This is a genomic window from Rhizobacter sp. J219 (assembly GCF_024700055.1).
Taxonomy (GTDB): Bacteria; Pseudomonadota; Gammaproteobacteria; order Burkholderiales; family Burkholderiaceae_C; genus Rhizobacter.
The window spans coordinates 1,857,303-1,877,141 of record NZ_JAJOND010000001.1 but is presented as its reverse complement, the minus strand read 5'-3'; the positions used below and the strand labels follow the sequence as shown (position 1 = coordinate 1,877,141).

The window sequence follows — 19,839 nt, the reverse complement described above, 5'->3', positions numbered from 1 at the left end:
GTGTGGGGCGCGCGCCAGGCGTGTCGCGCCAAATAGGCACGCTTGTGCCTCTTTTTTCAGCAGATCAAAACAGGGCCCACGAACGGCTCAGAGCAGCAGGCGGCCGGCGTAGCCGGTCATCTCGAGGTAACCGCGGCCGAGCTTCGCGCCGCCTTCGCCGAGCAGGTCGCACAGGCCTTCCCAGTACCAGGCGCCGGTGCTGGCGCGGCTGTCGAGTTCCTGGGCATCGAAGCGGGCCGCCACGCGGAAGCGGCCGGCGGGGGTGTCGAGCGTCCACTCCACCGGGTAGCGGGCCTGCGAGGCGGGGCTCTGCCATTGGCGGCCGGGCGTGAAGCGAACGTCGCCGGGGCCGAAGACCTGCAGCTGGCCGCCGGCCGCGCGCAGGCTGCCACCGGCGTAGAGCGCCGAGCCGTCGGCACGCCGCAGGCGAAAGGCAGTCAGCGCGCCGCCGTCGTCGAGGTTCATGCCGACCCAGTCCCAGCCGACGACCTCGGGGTGCAGCAGGGTGTCGCTCCACTCGTGGTCGAGCCAGGCGCGGCCGGTGGCCGCCAGCACCTGCCCGTCGAGCGTGAGCTGGCCTTGCACCTGCAGCTGCGGCTGGCTGTAGTAGTGGCTGGCCAGGCCCGGCAGCGGCCCTTTGCGCGAGTAGCCGGCCTCGCCTTGCAGCAGCACCGGCTGGGTGGTGCTGCAGTGCAGGTCGAGCGCGAAGCCGGCGCTGTCGCTCGCGATGCGGGCCCGGTAGACGCTGCGCTGCGCCGGCCCGCTGCGCGCGAGCGACCAGCCGCGCAAGCGCACCGCGGTGTCGCCCACGCCCGCCTCGGCGATGCCGAAGCCGGCGCGGGCGATGCGCTGGTCGTGCCGCTGGCGGCGCTCGGCGAGGTCACCGAGAGCCGCGTGGGCGAATACGAGCTGCGTGGGGGCGAAGCGGCTGCGGGTGTCGGCCTCCACGCCGGCCACGCCGGGCCGGCTGCGGAAGAAGGTGACCTGGAAGCCGAACTCGCGGCCGCCGGCAGCCTGCAGCACGCCGGTGAGGTACCACCACTCGGTGCGGGTCTCGGGGTGGGCGCCGAAGTCGGCCGGGAACGCCAGCGCCCGGGGCGCCACCGCGGCGTTCGCCGGCCGCGGGACCGACGACAGCGCAGACAAGGCGGTCGGAGCGGCCATAAGCCCCAGCATTTCGCGGCGTTTCATGCGGCCAAGCTTCTCACGCCGGATGACAATGCAGGGTTCCGCTGACAACGCTGCCGATGAGTTCTTTCTCGCTACCCGAAGACTTCGACCTGGGCGAACACTTCGACCACCGCACCCTGATCCGCGCCATGGAGCTCAAGCCCCAGCAGGCGGTGACCGCGCTGCAGGTCGACGGGCCGCGGCTCGTGAGCCGGGTGCAGGGCGCGGGGCCCACCGCCTACCAGCAGCACATCCAGTGGGTGGAGGACCGCCGCCTCGGCCCCAAGCTGGAAGGCCGCTGTTCCTGCCCGGCGGGCCACAACTGCCAGCACGTGGCGGCCGCCCTGATGGCCTTCGAGGCGCAGCAGATCCGCATCAAGAAAGGCCTGCCCGAAAAACCCGGCGTCGCAACACCCGTCGCCCGCCCCGCGCCGCCGCCGGCGCCCGAGATGCTGGAGCTGGGCTCGCTGCCCCTGGTGCCGGTGCTGCGGCTCACGACCTGTGTCGACGTGGCCTCCGAGGCGCTGCTGCATCACCGCTACGGCTCGGCGCAGGCGCGTGCCTCCACCCTGCGCCAGGGTGCGGCGCAGCTGATCTACCGCTACCAGCCCCCCACCGGCAAGGCGCTCGACTACCACGCACCCGCCGGCAACGCGACCACGACGCTCGCCGAGGTGAACGACCCGCAGCGGCCGGGCCGCATCGCGATGGGCCACTTCCAGCGCCAGTCGCAGGGCGAGGCCGCGGCCTTGCGCTCGCTGGTGGGCGAGCTGGAGCTGCGGCCGTGGAGCCTCTCGGCCGGCCTGGCGGTCGAGCGTGTGACGCGCCAGTCGCTGATGCGCCAGCCGGCCGCGGCCGTGGCCTCCAGCCCCGAACCGCATGCGCCGATGCTGCTCGTGCCGCAGCGCCGCGACCGCTGGCCCGAGCTGCTGGCGCACCACATCCCCGAACTCGAGCGCCGCGGCTGGCTGGTCGAGGTTTCCGACGATTTCCCCTACGAGCTGCACCAGGCCGACGACTGGGCGGTCGACATCGGCGAAGAGCCCGGCGGCCATTGGTTCAGCGTGGGCCTGCGCGTCACGGTCGACGGCGAGCCGGTCAACCTGGTGCCGCTGCTCGTGAGCCTGGTGCAAAACGGCTGGCTCAACCCGGAAGCGCTGGTCGGGCGCAGCGAGGGCAGCGAGGTGCTGGTGCCCTGGTCGGTGGAAAGCGCGCCCGCACCCGGCACCGCGCCGCGCCAGCGGCTGCTGCGCCTGCCGGTCGCGCGTGTGCTGCCGCTGATGGAATGGCTGCGCAGCGTCTTCCGCATGGGCGAGCGCACGAGTGCGCTGCGCCTGTCGCGCTTCGACCTGAGCACGCTGGAGTCGCTCAGCGAGGCCGGCCGTGTCACCGCGCCGCCCAGCTACACCCAGCTGATGGAGCAGGTGAAGCTGCTCAACGGCGACGCCGGCCTGCCGCCGGTCGAAGCCTCGCCGCAGGTGCAGGCCACGCTGCGCCACTACCAGCTCGACGGCCTGGCGTGGATGGACTTCCTGCGCCGCTCGCGGCTCGGCGGCATCCTCGCCGACGACATGGGCCTGGGCAAGACGCTGCAGGCGCTCGCGCTGCTGCAGGCCGAACTCGACGCCGGCCGGCTCGACCTGCCGAGCCTCGTCATCGTGCCCACCAGCCTGATCGGCAACTGGGAGGCCGAGGCCCGCCGCTTCACGCCGCAGCTCAAGCTCGTGGTGCTGCACGGGGCACAGCGCGCCAAGCACTTCAAGGAGATCGCGGGCGCGCACCTCGTGATCACGAGCTACCCGCTGGCGATGCGCGACATGGCCACGCACGGCGCGCAGGAGTGGCACTACGTCATGCTCGACGAAGCCCAGCGCATCAAGAACTCGCGCAGCCAGGCCGCGCTCTCGGTGAAGGAGCTGAGCGCGCGGCACCGGCTGTGCCTCTCGGGCACGCCGCTCGAAAACCACCTCGGCGAGCTGTGGAGCCTGATCGACTTTGTCTGCCCCGGCCTGCTCGGCAGCGAGGCGCAGTTCCGCGAGCACTACCGCACCCCCATCGAACGCCGGCAGGACACGCTGCGCGCGCAGCAACTCGCGCGTCGCGTCAAACCCTTCCTGCTGAGGCGCACCAAGCAGCAGGTCGCCCGCGAGCTGCCCGAGAAGACCGAGACGCACCTGCGCGTCGAGCTCACCGGCACCCAGCGCGACCTCTACGAGACCGTGCGCGCCACCATGGACAGCAAGCTGCGCGAGGTGATCGCGCAGCAAGGCCTCGCGCGCAGCCAGATCATGGTGCTCGATGCGCTCTTGCGCCTGCGCCAGGTGTGCTGCGACCCGCGCCTGCTGAAGACCGGCGACGACGGTGACGCCCCCGTGGCCCGCCCGCACCACCCGTCGGCCAAGATGGAGCTGCTGCTCGACCTGTTGCCCACGCTCGTGGAAGACGGCCGGCGCGTGCTGCTCTTCTCGCAGTTCACCGAGATGCTCGGGCTGATCGAGCTGGAGCTGCAACGCCTGAAGCTGCCGTACCTGCTGCTCACCGGCGAGACCAAGGACCGCGGGGCGCTCGTCGAGAAATTCCAGGAAGGCAACACACCGCTCTTTCTCATCAGCCTCAAGGCCGGTGGGGTGGGCCTCAACCTGACGGCTGCCGACACGGTGATCCTCTACGACCCCTGGTGGAACCCGGCGGTCGAGCAGCAGGCCATCGACCGTGCCTACCGCATCGGGCAGGACAAGCCGGTCTTCGTCTACAAGCTGCTCGCCAGTGGCACGGTCGAAGACAAGATGCTGGAACTGCAGGCGCGCAAGGCGGGGCTCGCCGACTCGCTGCTGTCGGGCGTGGCAAGCGATGCGGCGCTGACCACGCAGGACTTCGACGAGCTCTTCAAGCCCCTGGGCGGAGAGTAGGAATAGATCCGCCCGGGGCCGACGGCCCGACGCGGATTTTTCCTACAGGCAGGACTGGAACACGCTTCGATCATGGTGTCTCCACGATGCACTCTCCAGGGGGCCCCATGTCAGACCTTCCCCGTTTCCAGCGACAAGTTCAGGCCGTGGGCCAGATGCTGTCGTCGGCCGGCTACGACGCCGATGACTTCGAGATCCGCGCCGACCGCTCGTCTCCGCTGGCACAACTCTTCCGCCTGGCGGGCGGCGTGCTCGTCGTGAAACGCCGCTCGACCGGCGAGTCGCGCTTCTACGCGACCGACAGCGAATCGGCATGGGCCGACACCCTGATGAGCGACCTCGAACACGGTGCGCTGGCCGCGCCCACCGATACCCGACCGGGCTTCCTGTCATAGCCCCGGCGGGCGGGCGAGGGTGTCTATACTGAAATAGATACCCCGCCACACGCTCGCCATGACGCACAAGACCGCCAAGCTCTTCACCAACGGAGGCAGCCAGGCCGTTCGCCTGCCGGCCGAGTTCCGATTCGAAGGTGACGAGGTCTACATCCGCCGCGACCCGCGCACGGGGAACGTCATCCTGTCGGCGCGGCCTGAGCTCTCGTGGGTGGAGTTCATGGCGCTGCGCCACCAGCTGGGCGAACTGCCCGACGATGCGCTGACCGACCGCGCGCAGGGCACGCAAAGGCGCGACCCTTTCGATACGTGGGTGGAGTGATGCTCTACCTGCTCGACACCAACACCGCCACCGCCGCGATGCGCGGCACCGCCGGCCTCGACAGCCGCCTCTCGCGCCTGCAGCCCGACGAATGGTGCATCTCAGCCGTCACCAATGCCGAGATGCGCTACGGCGTGGCCCTCAAGCCGAAGGCGATCCAGCTGGAGCGTTATGTCGACGCCTTCCTGTCGGTGGCTCGCACCGAGCCGTGGGACGACGCCTGCGCCGAGTTCCATGGCCACCTGCGCGCGCAGCTGCGCGCCAAGGGGCACACGCTGGGTGACTTCGACGAGATGATTGCCGCCCACGCGCTCGCGCTCGGCGCGGTGCTCGTGACCGACAGCGTGCGGCACTTCAAGCGGGTGGAGGGGCTGCGCGTCGAGAACTGGATCCGCAGCTCTTGAACCGCGCGCCTACTGCGCCACGCCGGTGACCCACGCGCGGCGGATCAGCCCGCCGCAATCGGCCGACTCGTTGCCACCGCCCGCCAGTGCGACGCGCGCCACGATGCCGTAGTGCGTCTTGTTGACGTCGATCCACGGATAGAAGCCGAACGCGCCGGCACTCGAGAAGGCGCCGTCGCCGCTGGTCTCGACCCAGTGCCCGAGCGAGTAGTTGAAGCTCTGCGACGGCGGCACCGGCGTGTTGACGGCCGTGGGGCAGGTGGCGGGGTTGGTGCACACCGCGTGGGCCCCCAGCAGCGGCGACAGGCGCAGCTCGTTGTTGAGCAGCTTGCGCAGGAAAACGGCGTAGTTGGCCGGCGTGGTGCGTGCGCCACCGGCCAGCTGGGGCTGGGTGTAGCTGAGGCTGATGCCGAGCACACGGCCCATTTCGGCGGCCAGCGTGGCGTTGTCGAGCGGGCCGAGCGCCATGCCCGGCGCCGCGAGGTTCGCATGCACCTGCATGTGGCCGCCGCCGTAGGAGAAGCGGTCGACGTGGGCCGGTGTCTGCACGCCGTTGTTGCCGCGGGCCACGCATGAGGCCACCGTGTCGGACGGGTCGCAGCCCGAGAAGCCGAAGCTCGTGTAGCCGGCGGTGAAGTTGAGGTGGCGGATGTCTTCGGCCGTCAGCGCGCCGGCTCGGCGCTCCACGACGTAGGCACCGTACAGCCACTTCGAGGCCGAGGCGATGTTCATCACCGAGGCCGCGGTGTAGGTGGTGGCGTTGCCCGCGGCGTTGACCGAGCCGCTCGCGCGCAGCTGCGTGGCGTCGCCCACCTCCCAGTAGAACGGGCGGATCGGTGCGCACAGGTTCGTGCTGCTCTGCGCGGTGGCGGTGGCCGCGGCGGTGCGCTGCGCGAGGTCGGGGCCGCTCGGGGCGGGCGCCGGGCTGTCGGAGCTGCCGCCGCAGGCGGTGAGCGCGACGGTGGCGAAGAGCACGGCAAGGGCAGGGCGGCGGTCGAGCATGTGATCCCTCGGTTGTCGATTTGTTGTGGCGCCATTCTGTCGGCTCGCGCGACGGGCTTGTGTTTCGGCTCTGCAAAGACGCGGTATCTGTTTGCGACAGGATGCGGGGGCCCACGCGCCGGCTCAAATAAAGTCGCGCGAACAGGTTGGGTGCACCGTCTTCGAGGAGCTACGCGATGAGTCTCGTCTTGCAACAGTTCGACGCGCAGGCCGCGCGTGCGCATGCGCACGCGCTGTGCGACCTCTTGATGGATTGCGTGGCCGGTGGCGCTTCGGTCGGTTTCGTGCAGCCGATGTCGGTGGCCAAGGCCCAGCACTTCTGGGAGGGCGTGGCGGCCGCGGTGGCGCGCGACGAGACGGTGCTGCTGGTGGCGCGCGATGGCGATGGCCGCGTCGCCGGCAGCGTGCAGCTCGTGCTCGCGACGAAGGAAAACCAGCCGCACCGCGCCGACGTGTCCAAGCTCCTGGTGCATCGCCGGGCGCGGCGCCTGGGCGTGGGCGCGCAGCTGATGCGCGAGGCCGAGGTGGTGGCCCGGCGCATCGGCCGCACGGTGCTCGTGCTCGACACCGCCACGCCCGAGGCCGAGCGGCTCTACGAGCGCGAAGGCTGGCAGCGCTGCGGCAGCATTCCCGACTACGCGCTGATGCCCGACGGGGCGCTGTGCGCCACCACGATCTACTACAAGCGGCTGGCTACTTCCCCAGCGGCCTGACGCTGCCGCAATCGGCGCCGAGCCAGCGGCCGGTCTGGTCGACCGTCACGCGCTCGTTCTGGCCGAGCACCACGGTGTCGACGATGCCGCGGCTGGTGTAGGCCGTCGGGCTCTGGAACTCGACCAGCGCCTCGCCCTGGGCCGGCGGGTTGGTGTTGCAGCTGAACTTCACCTTCATCGAACTGGCGGACTTCTCCAGCACCTGCTGCGTGCAGTCGCCCGCCTGCTGCGGGATCTCGCCGCGCTCCGCGTCTTCCTTGCTGATGCAGGCGTTGACGCTGCTCGTCTTGTCGCCGAGCTTCACGCCTTGCTGGGCCATCATCTGCTCGACCTGCTTGCGCTGATCGGGCGGCAGGCGCGAGATGTAGGCCTGGGCCTCGCGCATCGCCATCTCGGCCTTGCCGGTCTGGCTCTTGAGCGACATGTTGATCTCCCACAGGCCGGCTTCGATGCGCGGGCCGGGCGGGGTCTGGGCGTGTGCCGTGTGCAGGCTGGCCGCGCACAGCAGGGCGGCGGTGAACGGGGTCTTCGTCTTCATCATCGATGCGGGGTCCTCTGGAAATGTGCGGGTCGGGTCATCGGCCAGAATGCCGGCCTGTGACGACCCATCTGTCAATGATCCGACGACTGCGGAACCTGAGCGCCACCGCGGCCCTTTTGTGCACAGGGGCTCTGGCCCTGGCGCAGGGTCACGTCAACGGCGGCACCGAGCCCTGCGTCGAGCCCGTGCCGCCGGCCGCGTCAGGCGCCGCACCGGTGCTGCCACCCCCGCGCCTCCAGCAGCTCCAGTACAAGTGCCTGAAGCTGAACGGTGGCCAGCGCGTGCTGGTGGGCGAGGCGGGCGATGCCAAGGCGCCGCCGGTCTTGTTGGTGCACGGCCTCGGCAACAACGCCCATCGCGACTGGGCGCCGGTGATCCGGCCGCTTGCGGCGCAGTTCCACGTCATCACGGTCGACCTGCCGGGCTTCGGGGCCTCGCCGGGTGGCGGAGAGGGCTATTCGTTCATCGCGCTCGGGCGTGTGTTGTCGCAGGTGCTGGAGCAACTGGCGCCGGGCCAGAAGGCGCACGTCGTCGGCCATTCGCTCGGCGGCGCGGTGAGCCTCTTCTTTGCGCATGCCTATGGCGAGAAGGTCGAGCGGCTGGTGCTGGTCGATGCAGCCGGCATCCTGCTCAAGATGGTGTACGTGCAGCACATGGCCAGCCTGCGCACGCCGCAGGTGGGCATCGCACCGGTCGACCGCATCCTCAAGGGTGTGGGCGAGCGCCTCGGCGGCATCCGCCGCGGTGTGTTCGGCTCGCTCGACGATCGCTTCGACTTCAGCCGCTGGCTGGCGCAGAACCCCGGCGTGCGCTATGCGCTGCTCGGCCGCTACACGCAGGTCGAGGCCGGCCTCGGGCTGGTCGAGCACGACTTCACCCGTGCCATCCGTGAGACCACGGCCCCCACCACCGTGATCTGGGGTGCCGACGACGCCATCGCCCCGCTGCGCACCGGCCGCCTGCTCGCCGCGCGTCTGCCCGATGCTCGGCTCAAGGTGATCGACGGCGTGGGCCACACGCCGATGCTCGAAAGCCCCGAGGCCTTCCGCGCGCTGCTGGTGGAGGCGCTGACCGCGCCGCTCGCGCCGCGCTTCTCGGTGCGGGTGCCGGAGGTGTCGCAAGGCGACGTGACCTGCTCGGCCGACGCGGGCCGCGTGTACACCGGTCGCTTCGACACCCTCACGCTCGACAACTGCCTCGGCGTTCGGGTGCATTCGGCGCGCATCAAGCGCCTGGTGCTCCGGGCCTCGACGGTCACGATCGACGACAGCGTGGTCGAGGCCGACGACGTGGCGCTGAGCGCCACTGACAGCGAGGTCACGGCCACCCACCTGCGACTGAGCGGCCGGGTGGCGGTGCGTGCCGAGAACAGCCGTCTTGACCTCGCCGGCGCGAGCCTCGTGGCACGCGAGCAGGCGCTGGAGGCGCCGCTGCCGAGCCGTGTGTACTTCTCGGTGAGCGACATCCGCGGCCGCGAACACAACGGCGATGCGCACACCATCTGGTCGCCGACCCCTGCGCCGGCCAGGTGACGCGAACCTGACGTGCCTTGACCATCCCTTGCATTTGGGGGTTAGGCCGCGAAGTTGTCACCAAGTACCCCGGTTTCCGCGGGTGCCCACACAACTCGCAACAACTCATGCGTGTGACCGTGTAGGTGCCGTCAGCGCGCCTTGAGATGCTCACCCTGGGAGCCCACAGAGCCACACAGGCCGCGGGTTGCAACAGGGAACATCATGTACAGGGAAGACTTTTCTACGGCAACGATGTTGCCGGTATCGCGTGCGCCTGAATCGGGCAGGAGCACACCGCCGCCGGGCCACGGCGGCTTGGCGCCGACGCGGTCATCACCGCGGTGCCGCGCCCCGCCTCCACCGCGGTCGGCCTCGGCCTGCCGTTCAAGGTGAAGCTGGTCTGCGACGAACTGCAGTTGCTGCGCGTGCAGGCCTTGCGCCAGATGGCCTACGGCCGCCACCTGCCCGAGCAGGCCGGCGCCTTCGGCAGCGCCGATGCGCAAGACCGAACGCCCGGCACCGTGATCTTCTATGCCGAAGACAAGGCCACCGGCAGCGTGGTCGGCTCGGCGCGCATCCAGAGCAACCGGCACGCGCCGCTGCAGATCGAAGGCAGCATCGAGCTGCCGCCCGACAAACAAGGCCGCCTGCTGGCCGAGATCACCCGCCTGTGCGTGATGCCCGGCTATGAGCACCCGGTGCGACTGGCGCTGCTGAAGGCCATGCACCTGTACTGCATCGCGATGCAGATCGGCGGCGTGGTGGCCGGCTCGCGCCGCTCGCTCTTGCGCACCTACCTGTGCCTGGGTTTTTCCGACCTGTATGGCGACGAGCGCCTGTGCCCGCTGAAGCATGCGGGCGGCTTGCCGCACCGGGTGCTGTTTCGCGACACGCTCTCGGCCGATTCGCAGGTGCGCGACAAGCGCCCGCAGGATTTCGACTTCGTGTTCCGGGAGTTCCACCCCGACATCGAGGTGTTCGACGCGCTGGCGGCGGCGGTGAGCTTCGGCCTGAGCGGCCGCGCTGTGCCCACCCTGTCGCACTGAGCTTGCGGCGTCAGGCCTGCGTGGCCGTGGCCTCTTCGAGATGCGGCGCGAGGATGGCGCGCAGCTGCTCCATGTCGAAGGGCTTGGCGAGGTAGTCGTCCATGCCGGCGGCGCGGCACTGCTCGCGGTCTTCCGGGAAGACGTTGGCGGTGAGCGCGATGATCGGCAGCCGTGGCAGATGGTGCTCTGTCTCGTGGGCGCGGATGCGCCGTGCCGCCTCGAAGCCGTCCATCTCGGGCATCTGGCAATCGAGCAGCACCAGGTCGGGCCGCGACCGCTCGGTCTGGCACACCCGCTCGACCACGCCCACGCCGCTCGGCACGCGCTCGACCTCCAGGCCCAGCCGCACCAGCGACGACTCGGCGACGATCGCGTTGACCTCGTTGTCTTCGGCCAGCAGCACCGTGCCGCGCAGGCGCGCCGACGACGTGGCCAGGCTGGCGGGCAGCGCGGCCGGGTTCTGCGCTGGCGTAGGCGGCAGCTCGATCGGCAGGAACACCTCGAAGGTCGAGCCCTGGCCCAGCGTGCTGCTGCAGGTGATGCGCCCACCCATCGCCTCGCACAGCGAGCGGGTGATCGACAGGCCCAGGCCCGTGCCGCCGAAGCGGCGGGTGTTGGAGCTGTCGACCTGCACGAAGGGCTCGAAGATGCTGTCGAGCGCCGAAGGTGCGATGCCCACGCCGGTGTCTTCGACGCGGATGCGAAGCTGCCGGCCGCCTTCGGTGGCGCCGGCGTAGACGCGGATCGAGCCCTTCTCGGTGAACTTGACCGAGTTGCCGATCAGGTTGAGCAGGATCTGCCGCAGGCGGAACGGGTCGGCCATCGCCACGCAGGGGCGCGGCAGGTCCACGCTGCCGTGGATGGGCAGGCCCTTCTCGGCGGCGCCGGGTTTGCACATCGCCACGCTGTCGTCGACGATCTGCGCGAGGTCGACCACCTGCGGGTGCAGCTTCACGCCCTGCACGCCGAAGCGCGAGTATTCGAGGATGTTGTTGATGAGCCCGAGCAGGTGCTCGCCGCAGCGGCGGATGACGCCCAGCCCCTCGCGCGGGCTCGCCCCCGAGGGGCCGGTGAGCAGCATGTTCGACACGCCGAGGATGCCGTGCAGCGGGGTGCGCAGCTCGTGGCTCATGTTTGCCACGAACTCGTTCTTCGCCTGGTTTTCCAGCCGTGCGAATTCGAGCGCCGAGCTGAGCTGCGCGGTGAGCTGCTCGTTGGTGTAGCGCAGGGTCAGCATCTCCACCACCTGGCGTTCGGAGCGGCGCGTCGACACCAGCAGCAGCGAGTAGAAGGTGGCGATGGCAAAGGCGCCGTAGACCCCCAGCGCGTCGCCGCGCGCCAGCATCATCACCACGCCGGGCACCTGCATCGGCGCGGTGTACGCCACGCACGAGGGCCAGTCGGCGTGCAACACGAAGGCGGCGATCGTGCTCACGCCGGCCAGCGTGGCCACCACCAGCGTGAGCGTGGAGTGGTCGTCGACGCCGGTGAACATGAGCCCGGCGAGACCCCAGGCGGCGCCGTCGATGAAGAGCATCGTGCGGCCCCAGTGCAGCCAGCGCAAGGAGTCGTCTTTGCGGCGGCGAAAGAGCAGGCCGTGGATCACCCGCGGCACCACCACCGCGATCTTGATGGCGAGCCAGAGGTAGACCAGGTCGCGGCCGATGGCGTCTTGCAGGTACACCGCCAACGCCACGGCGAAACCGGTGGCGGCAAACACCGCCACCGAGGTCTGGTCGAAGATCATCGCCATCTGCGCGACGCGCACCCGCCTGCGGATGTCGGTCGTCGGGTCGGGCGTGGGGGTGGCGGCTCCCATTTGGCGACGAATGTACCTGCGTTGAGCCTCCGGCCAAACCCTTCAGGTCATGAAGAACACCGCGGCGGCCGCGACGGCGCCCGGCAGCGCCTGCACGAAGAGGATCTTGCGGCTGGCGGTCATCGCGCCGTAGAGCCCGGCAACCACCACGCAGGCCAGGAAGAAGAGCGCGATCGGCCGGCCGGCGCCCCCCAGGCCCATCCACACGCTCCACAGCAAGCCGGCGGCGAGAAAGCCGTTGTAGAGCCCCTGGTTCGCCGCCAGCACCTTGGAGGCCGTGGCGAACTCGGCCGTGTTGCCGAAGACTTTGCGACCGGTGGGTTTGTCCCACAGGAACATCTCGAGCACGAGGAAGTAGAGATGCAGCACCGCCACGAGCACGACGAGCGAAATGGCCACCAGCATGGAAGTCTCCTTGTGCGTATTTGTCTGGGTAGGTTTTTGCAGAACGCCGGCTAGGGCATTCCCGGCTGGGCAGTGTACGGACGGACACGCATAGTGCGCCGCACTTTGCACCGGGCCGCCCACGGCGCGCCCGCGCTCCCGCTGCCAACTCCTGCGTTCAAGACCCCCATGAGCCTGCAATCCGACCGTCGCCGCCTGCTGCTGGCGGCTGCCGCCTCCCCGATCGCGCTGTCATCGCCGCGTGCCCTGGCGCAAGCCTGGCCGACCAAGCCGATGCGCATCGTCGTGCCCTTCGCCCCCGGCGGCACGACCGACGTGCTCGCCCGCGCGCTCGCGCCCGAGCTGCAGAAGGCCTTCGGCCAGCCTTTCGTGGTCGACAACAAGGCCGGCGCTGGTGGCAACGTGGGCGCCGCCGAAGTGGCCCGGTCCACGCCCGACGGCCACACGCTCCTGCTCGGCACGGTGGGCACGCACGCCATCAACGCGGCGCTCTACAACAGCATGCCCTTCGACCACATCAAGGACTTCGCGCCCATCACGCTCGTGGCGAACGTGCCCAACGTGCTGGTCATGAACCCGGCCAAGGCCGCGGCCGCCAAGATCAACAGCGTGCCCGACCTCATCAAGTACGCCAAGGCCAACCCGGGCAAGCTCAACATGGCGAGCGCCGGCAACGGCACGTCGATCCATCTCGCCGGCGAACTATTCAAGACCATGAGCGGCACCTTCATGGTCCATTTCCCGTACCGCGGCTCCGGCCCGGCGCTGCTCGAGCTGATCGGCGGCACGATGGACCTGATGTTCGACAACTTCCCGTCGTCGATGCCGCACATCAAGTCAGGCAAGCTGAAGGCGCTGGCCGTCACCGGCAGCACCCGTTCGCTGACCATGCTGGACCTGCCCACCGTCGAAGAGGCGGGCGGCCCGTCGCTCAAGGGTTATGAAGCCACCTCATGGTTCGGCCTCCTGGCGCCGGCCGGCACTCCACCCGATGTGGTGAGCCGCCTGCAGCAAGAGACGGCCAATGCGCTCAAGACCCCCGCGCTGCGCGACCGCATGCTGGCTCAGGGCGCCATTCCGAGCGGCATGAGACCGGCCGCGTTCACCCGGCTGATCGCCTCCGAGACCCGCAAGTGGGCCAAGGTGGTCAAGGCCTCGGGGGCGCGCGCCGAGTGAGGCGATGAGCCGCACTTCGGCCGGGCGCCGGCCGGTGGCCGCAAGCTGAACCCAGCCGGCGCGGGCCACCTGTTGCGCGCTGCCAGCGGGCACGGTGACGGTGGCCGGCGCGTCGAGGGTCAACCAGCCCGCGCCCGGCAGCACCATCGCCACCCCGCCGCGCTCCACCAGCACGTGGGCGCCGCGTTCCATCCAGATCGATTGGGGCTGGCCGGGTTGCAGCCAGCGTTGTTCGGTGCTCATGGTTCCTCCTCAGGGTTGTCCATTGCGGCCGTGCCGCAGGAAGCCGGGCCGTGCGCTCAAGCGCTCGTAGTAGGCGGCGACGGCGGGCAGGGCGGGCCGCGCCACCGGCAGCGAATGCCAGCGGTGCGTCGACAGCCCCAGCACCACGTCGGCCAGCGTGAAGTGCGTGCCGGTCACATAGGCGCCGGTCCTGGCGAGCTGGGCGTCGAGCATCGCCATGTGGCGGTTGAACTCGGCCACGCTGGCCGCGAGGGCGCTCGCATCCGCATGCAGCGGGCTGTGCCGCACCAGGCCCATGAAGGCATAGCGCCAGCTGTTGTTCAGCTCGGTCGCCTGCCAGTCCATCCATTGCTCGACGCGGGCGCGGCCCGCCGCGTCGCCTGGAAGCAGGTCGGTGCGGCCGGCCCGCTGCACGAGGTAGCGGCAGATGGTGTTCGACTCCCACAGCACGAAGTCGCCGTCGACGATCACCGGCACCATCGCGTTGGGGTTGAGCGCGGTGAACTCGGGCGTCTGGGTGTCGCGAAACCCCAGCCCCCATTCCTCGTGCTCGAAGGGCAGGCCGAGCTCCACGCAGGTCCACAGCACCTTGCGGACGTTGATCGACGGCGACTTTCCGAGCACTTTCAGCATGGTGGCCTCGTGTTGATGCGATGGCTCAAGCGTAGAGACGGCCGTCCGGGCCGAACAGGCACAGCGAACGACCATGTGTTGCGCATCACATGCGATTCGCCACCGCTGTTATGGCGCAGTAAGCTGGCATCTGTTCCGGTCTGCCGGCTCCGGTCGCCTGCATCATGGACAGCGTGGACACCCAGACTTCTTCCTCCGAACCCCTCTACCAGCGCGTGGCGCACCACTACCGCGGTGCCATCCGCGCCGGCACGCTCGCGCCCGGCGCCCGCATGCCCTCGGTGCGCTCGATGACGCGCCTGCACCAGGTGAGCCTGTCGACCGCCTTGCAGGCCTGCCGTCACCTGGAAGACGAAGGCCTGCTCGAAGCACGGCCGCGCTCGGGCTACTACGTGCGGCTGACCCGCCGCCTGGCCATGCCCCCGGCGCGCGAGCCCGACACCGCCGGTGCAGTCGACGCGGCGCGCTACGTCGGCATCCACGACCGTGTCTCGGCCTTCGTCGCCCAGGGCGAGCGCAACCCGGTGAAGCACGACTTCGCGGTGGCCTATGCCTCGCCCGCGTCATACCCCGGCGAGGCGCTGCAGCGCGCCGCCATGCGGGCCCTCCGGCGCGACCCCGACCTGCTCGTGAGGCCCGTCAACTCGCCCGGCGACACCGGCCTGCGCGCCGTGCTCGCGCGCCGCGCGCTCGATGCCGGCATGCAGCTCACCGCGCACGACATCGTCGTCACGCAGGGGTGCGTGGAGTCGCTCAACGTCGCGCTGCGCGCGGTGTGCCAGCCGGGCGACACCGTGGCGGTGGAGTCGCCCGCCTATTTCGGCCTGCTGCAGGTGCTCGAAAGCCTGAGCCTGCGCGCGCTCGAGATCCCCACCAGCCCGAGCACCGGCCTTTCGATCGAAGCGCTGGAGCTGGCGCTGCAGACGCACGAGCGCATCCAGGCCGTGGTGGTCGTGCCCAACTTCCAGAACCCGCTCGGCTGCGTGATGCCCGATGCGCACAAGCAGCGCCTGGTCGAGCTGTGCAGCCGCTTCGAGTTGCCGGTGATCGAAGACGACACCTACAGCGCGCTGTGCGACGACGGCGTGCCGCTCAAGACCGTGAAGGCCTGGGATCGCGACGGCGGCGTCATCTACTGCGCCTCGCTGCGCAAGACGCTCGCACCCGGCCTGCGCCTGGGCTGGGTGAGTGGTGGGCGCTGGCATGCGCGCATCCAGATGCTCAAGTACGCGCAGAGCCGCGCCAACGAAGCGCTGTCGCAGATCAGCGCCGCCGAGTTCATCGGCGGCAGCGCCTACGACCGCCACCTCGCCCGCCTGCGCCGGCTGCTGAAGACCCAGCGCGAGCAGGTGGCCGAGTGCATCGGCGCGAGCTTTCCGGAAGGCACACGCTTCAACGTGCCGGCCGGCAGCCTCTTGCTGTGGGTGCAGTTGCCCGAGGGCTGCGAGGCGCAGCGCGTGAGCGATGAGGCGCTCGCCCGCGGCATCCGGGTGGTGCCGGGGCCGCTGTTCTCGAACTCGGCGCGCTACGACAACTGCCTGCGCATCAGCACCGGCTTCCCCGTCACGGCCGAGGCGCAGAACGCCTTGCGCGAGCTGGGGCGCATCGCCGCCGGTTGATCAGCGTGCAGCGGCCTTGATCTCGGCCTGCAGCGCGGCCCAGCCGTCCGCGCCCAGCGATTCCATCGTTTCCATGTTGGCCTCGAAGATCGCATCGGCCTCGGGGAAGGCCGCCACCGCGCGGTCGACGCTCGCCTCGCGCAGCAGGTGCAGTGTGGGGTAGGGCGAGCGGTTGGTGGCGTTGGTGATGTCGTCGGGCTCGGTGCCGGCGAACTGGAATGCCGGGTGGAAGCTCGCCACCTGCAACACGCCTTCCAGCCCCGCGTCGGCCAGCGCCTCTTCGGCGAGGCCGAGGAAATCGTTGAAGTCGTAGAAGTCGTTCAGCACCAGCGGGTGCATCAGCAGCGTGGTGTCGACTTCGGCCGGGTCGGTGGCCACGAGCCGCTGCATTTCGTCCAGCAGCTGCGCGAGCAGCGCTTCGGGCTCGGTGGCGTCGCTCACCACGTAGCGCACCTGGCCCTTGGTGTGCACGGCCTTGGCGAACGGGCAGAGGTTGAGTCCGATCACCGCACGTTCGAGCCAGGCGCGGGTTTCGGCAATGACGGTGTCGGGCGTGTTCATGTCGGCCGCGATGATGACAGCTCGCGGCCGCGTGTCAGCCGCAGGTCGCGCCCGGCGACTCGCCCTGGCGCGATCTGCGGCCCCCGGCCGTCAGGCCGTCGCGGGCTTGGCGGCCGGCGTCTCGGCCTTCGGCGGCTGGGTGCCGTCGGCCTTGCGGCGCTTGCGGCCGCTGGCCGTCTTGCGGACCTGGTTGGCCGGGAGGGTTTTCTTGCCGACGCGCTTCTTCTTGGCCAGTGCCATGTTGATCCTTTCGAGTTGAGAAACTGGAAGGCGGAGCTTCCCACACCGGGCGGTGCTTGTGGTGAAGACCCCGTGGACGCGGTGAGACCGGCCGGAGCGAGCAAAGTGTCACGACGAGGCGCGGTTCAAAAAAGGCAGTGTGGCCGCCAGGGCGAGAATCCGCCGCGATGCAAACGATTGTTTCTGAAGACCCAGGCTTCGCGCATGCGCAGCAACTGCCGACCAGCCGCTACGTCGAGCATGTTCGCCCCGCGTCCGCGGTGGAGGTCGTGGAAGCGCTGTGGAGCTGCCGCGTGCATGCCGATGGGCGGCAAGCGGTACTGCCCGACGGGCGGATGGATCTCTTCGCTTCCTGGAACGTCGACGACCATGGCCGCCTTTCGTCGCCGGCGATCCGCATGTGCGGCCCCAGTGCCCGCCTTCACTTCGTTGACGGCAGCGCAAACACCGTGTGGATGGGCCTGCGGTTCCAGCTCGGGTGGGGTGCCTGCGCGCTCGGCGTGTCAGCCAAGGAACTCGTGGACCGCATCGATCCCGACCCCGGCTTGCCGCCGGAGCTGAACGCGAGTGTGAAGGCCGTTCTGGCGTCGTCGACCTTCGACGAGGCGCTGGCCCGGTGGGGCGAGGTGGCCGTGGAAGCTTCGCGCTTCGCCCGGCGCCGGGTCGACGCGATGCCCGAATGGCCCGCGATACAGGCGGTGCTGGCCTCGGCGCGGGCCGGCACCGGGGCGGTCCACGATGCGGTCCCGGAGCGCACCATGCGCCGCCATGTGCTCAGGCACGTCGGGCTTTCGCTGCGCTCGGTGCAGGCCTTGTGCCGCTTCCAGCGTGGGCTGCGCCTGCTCAAGGGCACCCCGCCCATCGCACTGGCCGCCATCGCCCACGACGCCGGGTATGCCGACCAGTCCCATATGAACCGCGAGTTCAAGCGCTACGGCGGGTTCTCGCCCACCCGTCCACTGGATGCGCCTGCCACCTGGCGCCACTGACCCGACGCTACTGGGCCGTCGGGTTGTAGGTGGCGATCATCGACGAGATCTGCAGGCGCTTCTGGGTGCGCGCTACCAAGTCAATCGAGTGAACGTACGCTCCTGCCGCATAGCTGCTCGGGAAGGTGGCATCGCAATGCGTGTCGCTGACCGACTGGCGCGTGCAAGGCACGGTTGTCGAGCGCGCCGCAGGCGACACGTCGAGCCGGTCATCGAAGCGCGGACCCAGACCCAGCGGCAGCACTGCGCCGAACACCTGCACTGCGGTCGGGGCCGCGGCGCCATCGACCACGGTCCACCACGCCCCGCCGTTCACCGACAGCTCGAAGCGGTTCGCCTCCGCAGTCGCGGGCGCGCCGGCAAATAGCACATAGCCCTGCGAGGCGCTCGCGACGAGTTGCTGCCGTGCCGCGGTGGTGGGCGCCGCGTAGCGCAAGGCCCTCGCTTCGGCGAGTGTGGGTGCGCGTGAGGCCGTGCGGTCGTACTCCGTCCGCATGGGGGTGATGCCATCGGCATAGTGGTACTCGAAACGCCAGACGCCTTGGTCCTGGATGGCAGCGAGTTCGGCATCGCTCCACTGCGTCGCGGCAAACGCGAGATTGGGCTCGCGCTGCGCCGGATTGCCCTGCGTCGTGGGGTTTTCATAGCCCGCGGCGAGCCGCATCACCGAGGTGTTGTAGGTGGTGCCGTTGCTGCGAGCCAGTTGCAGCGAGGCACTGCCCGCCTCGGGGCGGTAGGTGAAGCTGTTCTGTCGCGGCGTCGTCACCACCACCCGGTCGAACCTCGAGTTGCCGAGGCCGTCAAGTTCGTTGGGGATGATGACGTTGTAGCCTGTGCTGTGGTAGTTGTAGGCGGCGTAGCGCACGAAGTCACGGCGCTGCACGTAGGCATCGACCCGGCCACCGTGCCGGTTCTGGTTGCCGATCAGCTTGTAGACGCTGCCTTGCTCCGTCACCACCACGCGCTGTGTTTCGACCAAGCCATCGGTGGCCGCGCGGCGGTAGCTGATCACCAGGTCACCGTTTGCCCGCTGCGACTCGATCGCGGGGCGGTCAAAGCTTGCGCCCGTACCGCTGGCCTCGAAAAGACTGGCGTACGCAGCGTCCGGGCCAACGCGCTGGCCGTAGTGCAGATAGTTGGTGGGGTCGTTGCCAGCGAAAAGTTCGCGGCAGGCCACGCTCGTCACGCTGCTGCCGGAGACGCGCTGGGCCAACGGCACTGCATGGCAGGCCGTTAGGCCATCGACGAACTGCTGCATGCGCGTGGCGACGTTCGCGCCAGGCAGGTCTACGCTCGACACGGCGGGGAGGGCCGGCAAGGTCGTGTCGGTGGCACCGAAGCTCACCTGCAGCGGCTCGGCGGTGTCGCTGGAGGGGCGGGTACGGATGGTGATGTCGACGGTGGCGGCCAGGGCCGCGCCGCCCGCTTGTGCCGCGGGGCGCACGTTGACTTGCACCGCGTCGAGCACGCGGTCGTGGGCGGAGCCTGATGCCGTGAACGGGCCGCTGATCGGGTGTGTCGTGTCGCCCAGGGCGCTGCGTAAGGAGCCCAGTGCTGTGGTGACGGCGGTGGTCGCGCCGTCGAGCTGCGATGCGCTGAGCTGAGTGCCGCTGGTCAGCGCAAGCGGGTCGCCATTCGACGACAGGCGTGCTGCGATCAGGTGAGTCAGCGGTGTGATGTTGACCGTCCCGGAGATGCTGGTGGCGGTCGCGCTGACCAACGTGGTCTCGCCTAGTCGGGCAGTGACGACGAACGGGCCGGCTGACTGTGCCGGCAGCGTGCAGCTGTAGCCGCCGTCCTGCGCGACGGTGGTGTTGCAGATCACTTGGCCCTGGGCGTTGCGGACTTCGATGGTGGCGCCGACGAGGGGTGCGCCCGTGGCGGCGGTGCCCGCGAGCGTCACCGGAGTGGATGCCGGCGCGGCGGGTGACGCGCTGTCGCCGCCGCCGGAGCAGCCCCAAAGCGACAGTGCGGCGAGCAGCGGCGTGATCGTCCACAAACTGTTGCGCCCCCCGCGCGAGGTATTGCTTGACGACTGCAGATGAAAAGAACCCATGGCTTGGCGTGTTGATGTAGTCGGAACCCGCGCAGGCTACGGCACGGGTTTCGCCCCGTCTTGAACAAATCGGCCACGTCCG

Annotated in this window: 19 protein-coding genes; 10 read left to right on the top strand and 9 right to left on the bottom strand. The window is 69.8% G+C overall.

Features of this window, described 5'->3' with window-relative positions:
- Window positions 1-87: 87 nt before the first annotated feature.
- A complete protein-coding gene (locus LRS03_RS08540; protein WP_374685045.1) occupies window positions 88-1,191 on the bottom strand; it encodes a lipocalin-like domain-containing protein in 1,104 nt (367 codons plus the stop codon).
- Window positions 1,192-1,247: 56 nt separating this feature from the next.
- On the opposite strand from LRS03_RS08540, the gene LRS03_RS08535 reads away from it, so the two are divergent.
- From LRS03_RS08535 to LRS03_RS08520, 4 genes are all read left to right on the top strand, one after another.
- Window positions 1,248-4,079: a DEAD/DEAH box helicase gene (locus LRS03_RS08535; RefSeq protein ID WP_257824988.1), complete on the top strand. Its 2,832-nt coding sequence runs from the start codon at window positions 1,248-1,250 to the stop codon at window positions 4,077-4,079.
- A 107-nt stretch (window positions 4,080-4,186) separates the two neighbouring features.
- A complete protein-coding gene (locus LRS03_RS08530) occupies window positions 4,187-4,474 on the top strand; it encodes a hypothetical protein (RefSeq protein WP_257824987.1) in 288 nt (95 codons plus the stop codon).
- Between the two features lie 58 nt (window positions 4,475-4,532).
- A complete protein-coding gene (locus tag LRS03_RS08525; protein WP_257824986.1) occupies window positions 4,533-4,796 on the top strand; it encodes an antitoxin in 264 nt (87 codons plus the stop codon).
- Complete coding sequence (locus tag LRS03_RS08520; RefSeq protein ID WP_257824985.1) at window positions 4,796-5,200, top strand: PIN domain-containing protein; 405 nt, start codon at window positions 4,796-4,798, stop codon at window positions 5,198-5,200. The genes LRS03_RS08525 and LRS03_RS08520 overlap by 1 nt, the downstream gene beginning before the upstream one ends.
- 9 nt (window positions 5,201-5,209) lie before the next feature.
- Here the strand turns inward: LRS03_RS08520 and LRS03_RS08515 are convergent, their stop codons facing one another.
- Window positions 5,210-6,202 carry a hypothetical protein gene (locus LRS03_RS08515; protein ID WP_257824984.1) on the bottom strand — a complete coding sequence of 331 codons (993 nt, stop codon included), beginning with the start codon at window positions 6,200-6,202 and terminating at the stop codon, window positions 5,210-5,212.
- Window positions 6,203-6,378: 176 nt separating this feature from the next.
- Here LRS03_RS08515 and LRS03_RS08510 point away from each other — a divergent pair, with 176 nt between their 5' ends.
- Entirely contained in the window at window positions 6,379-6,915 is a 537-nt protein-coding gene (locus LRS03_RS08510; RefSeq protein ID WP_257824983.1) for a GNAT family N-acetyltransferase, read from the top strand.
- Here LRS03_RS08510 and LRS03_RS08505 read toward each other — a convergent pair.
- Window positions 6,896-7,456 carry a DUF3617 domain-containing protein gene (locus LRS03_RS08505; RefSeq protein WP_257824982.1) on the bottom strand — a complete coding sequence of 187 codons (561 nt, stop codon included), beginning with the start codon at window positions 7,454-7,456 and terminating at the stop codon, window positions 6,896-6,898. The genes LRS03_RS08510 and LRS03_RS08505 overlap by 20 nt on opposite strands.
- Window positions 7,457-7,530: 74 nt before the next feature.
- Between LRS03_RS08505 and LRS03_RS08500 the strand changes: the two genes are divergently transcribed.
- Window positions 7,531-8,988 (top strand): alpha/beta fold hydrolase, encoded by a 1,458-nt coding sequence (locus LRS03_RS08500; protein WP_257824981.1) that lies wholly within the window; start codon window positions 7,531-7,533, stop codon window positions 8,986-8,988.
- A gap of 323 nt (window positions 8,989-9,311) precedes the next feature.
- Window positions 9,312-10,016, top strand: coding sequence for an N-acyl amino acid synthase FeeM domain-containing protein (locus tag LRS03_RS08495; RefSeq protein ID WP_257824980.1), 705 nt, complete (start codon window positions 9,312-9,314; stop codon window positions 10,014-10,016).
- Between the two features lie 10 nt (window positions 10,017-10,026).
- Here LRS03_RS08495 and LRS03_RS08490 read toward each other — a convergent pair whose 3' ends face one another.
- On the bottom strand, window positions 10,027-11,835 hold the full coding sequence (locus tag LRS03_RS08490; RefSeq protein ID WP_257824979.1) for an ATP-binding protein: 1,809 nt from the start codon (window positions 11,833-11,835) through the stop codon (window positions 10,027-10,029).
- A gap of 42 nt (window positions 11,836-11,877) precedes the next feature.
- Window positions 11,878-12,240 carry a DUF1304 domain-containing protein gene (locus LRS03_RS08485; RefSeq protein WP_257824978.1) on the bottom strand — a complete coding sequence of 121 codons (363 nt, stop codon included), beginning with the start codon at window positions 12,238-12,240 and terminating at the stop codon, window positions 11,878-11,880.
- Between the two features lie 168 nt (window positions 12,241-12,408).
- On the opposite strand from LRS03_RS08485, the gene LRS03_RS08480 reads away from it, so the two are divergent.
- Window positions 12,409-13,416, top strand: a complete 1,008-nt coding sequence (locus LRS03_RS08480; RefSeq protein ID WP_257824977.1) for a Bug family tripartite tricarboxylate transporter substrate binding protein — start codon at window positions 12,409-12,411, stop codon at window positions 13,414-13,416.
- A gap of 252 nt (window positions 13,417-13,668) precedes the next feature.
- Here LRS03_RS08480 and LRS03_RS08475 read toward each other — a convergent pair whose 3' ends face one another.
- Window positions 13,669-14,292, bottom strand: a complete 624-nt coding sequence (locus LRS03_RS08475) for a glutathione S-transferase family protein (RefSeq protein ID WP_257824976.1) — start codon at window positions 14,290-14,292, stop codon at window positions 13,669-13,671.
- A 164-nt stretch (window positions 14,293-14,456) separates the two neighbouring features.
- On the opposite strand from LRS03_RS08475, the gene LRS03_RS08470 reads away from it, so the two are divergent.
- A complete protein-coding gene (locus LRS03_RS08470; protein ID WP_257824975.1) occupies window positions 14,457-15,911 on the top strand; it encodes an aminotransferase-like domain-containing protein in 1,455 nt (484 codons plus the stop codon).
- Here the strand turns inward: LRS03_RS08470 and LRS03_RS08465 are convergent, their stop codons facing one another.
- Window positions 15,912-16,472 (bottom strand): DUF1415 domain-containing protein, encoded by a 561-nt coding sequence (locus tag LRS03_RS08465; RefSeq protein ID WP_257824974.1) that lies wholly within the window; start codon window positions 16,470-16,472, stop codon window positions 15,912-15,914.
- Between the two features lie 90 nt (window positions 16,473-16,562).
- Window positions 16,563-16,712 (bottom strand): hypothetical protein, encoded by a 150-nt coding sequence (locus tag LRS03_RS08460; protein WP_257824973.1) that lies wholly within the window; start codon window positions 16,710-16,712, stop codon window positions 16,563-16,565.
- A gap of 167 nt (window positions 16,713-16,879) precedes the next feature.
- Here LRS03_RS08460 and LRS03_RS08455 point away from each other — a divergent pair, with 167 nt between their 5' ends.
- A complete protein-coding gene (locus LRS03_RS08455) occupies window positions 16,880-17,701 on the top strand; it encodes a helix-turn-helix domain-containing protein (protein ID WP_257824972.1) in 822 nt (273 codons plus the stop codon).
- A gap of 7 nt (window positions 17,702-17,708) precedes the next feature.
- Here the strand turns inward: LRS03_RS08455 and LRS03_RS08450 are convergent, their stop codons facing one another.
- Window positions 17,709-19,757 carry an Ig-like domain-containing protein gene (locus LRS03_RS08450; protein ID WP_257824971.1) on the bottom strand — a complete coding sequence of 683 codons (2,049 nt, stop codon included), beginning with the start codon at window positions 19,755-19,757 and terminating at the stop codon, window positions 17,709-17,711.
- Between the last annotated feature and the right edge of the window lie 82 nt (window positions 19,758-19,839).

What these genes read in the sequence shown, in the direction of transcription:
- LRS03_RS08500 (WP_257824981.1), top strand. Translation starts at nt 7,531, where the DNA reads ATGATCCGACGACTGCGGAACCTGAGCGCCACCGCGGCCCTTTTGTGC.
- LRS03_RS08510 (WP_257824983.1), top strand. Translation starts at nt 6,379, where the DNA reads ATGAGTCTCGTCTTGCAACAGTTCGACGCGCAGGCCGCGCGTGCGCAT.
- LRS03_RS08465 (WP_257824974.1), bottom strand. Translation starts at nt 16,472, where the DNA reads ATGAACACGCCCGACACCGTCATTGCCGAAACCCGCGCCTGGCTCGAA.
- LRS03_RS08490 (WP_257824979.1), bottom strand. Translation starts at nt 11,835, where the DNA reads ATGGGAGCCGCCACCCCCACGCCCGACCCGACGACCGACATCCGCAGG.
- LRS03_RS08540 (WP_374685045.1), bottom strand. Translation starts at nt 1,191, where the DNA reads ATGAAACGCCGCGAAATGCTGGGGCTTATGGCCGCTCCGACCGCCTTG.
- LRS03_RS08460 (WP_257824973.1), bottom strand. Translation starts at nt 16,712, where the DNA reads ATGGCACTGGCCAAGAAGAAGCGCGTCGGCAAGAAAACCCTCCCGGCC.
- LRS03_RS08450 (WP_257824971.1), bottom strand. Translation starts at nt 19,757, where the DNA reads ATGGGTTCTTTTCATCTGCAGTCGTCAAGCAATACCTCGCGCGGGGGG.
- LRS03_RS08475 (WP_257824976.1), bottom strand. Translation starts at nt 14,292, where the DNA reads ATGCTGAAAGTGCTCGGAAAGTCGCCGTCGATCAACGTCCGCAAGGTG.
- LRS03_RS08535 (WP_257824988.1), top strand. Translation starts at nt 1,248, where the DNA reads ATGAGTTCTTTCTCGCTACCCGAAGACTTCGACCTGGGCGAACACTTC.
- LRS03_RS08515 (WP_257824984.1), bottom strand. Translation starts at nt 6,202, where the DNA reads ATGCTCGACCGCCGCCCTGCCCTTGCCGTGCTCTTCGCCACCGTCGCG.
- LRS03_RS08505 (WP_257824982.1), bottom strand. Translation starts at nt 7,456, where the DNA reads ATGATGAAGACGAAGACCCCGTTCACCGCCGCCCTGCTGTGCGCGGCC.
- LRS03_RS08470 (WP_257824975.1), top strand. Translation starts at nt 14,457, where the DNA reads ATGGACAGCGTGGACACCCAGACTTCTTCCTCCGAACCCCTCTACCAG.
- LRS03_RS08520 (WP_257824985.1), top strand. Translation starts at nt 4,796, where the DNA reads ATGCTCTACCTGCTCGACACCAACACCGCCACCGCCGCGATGCGCGGC.
- LRS03_RS08480 (WP_257824977.1), top strand. Translation starts at nt 12,409, where the DNA reads ATGAGCCTGCAATCCGACCGTCGCCGCCTGCTGCTGGCGGCTGCCGCC.
- LRS03_RS08530 (WP_257824987.1), top strand. Translation starts at nt 4,187, where the DNA reads ATGTCAGACCTTCCCCGTTTCCAGCGACAAGTTCAGGCCGTGGGCCAG.
- LRS03_RS08485 (WP_257824978.1), bottom strand. Translation starts at nt 12,240, where the DNA reads ATGCTGGTGGCCATTTCGCTCGTCGTGCTCGTGGCGGTGCTGCATCTC.
- LRS03_RS08455 (WP_257824972.1), top strand. Translation starts at nt 16,880, where the DNA reads ATGCAAACGATTGTTTCTGAAGACCCAGGCTTCGCGCATGCGCAGCAA.
- LRS03_RS08525 (WP_257824986.1), top strand. Translation starts at nt 4,533, where the DNA reads ATGACGCACAAGACCGCCAAGCTCTTCACCAACGGAGGCAGCCAGGCC.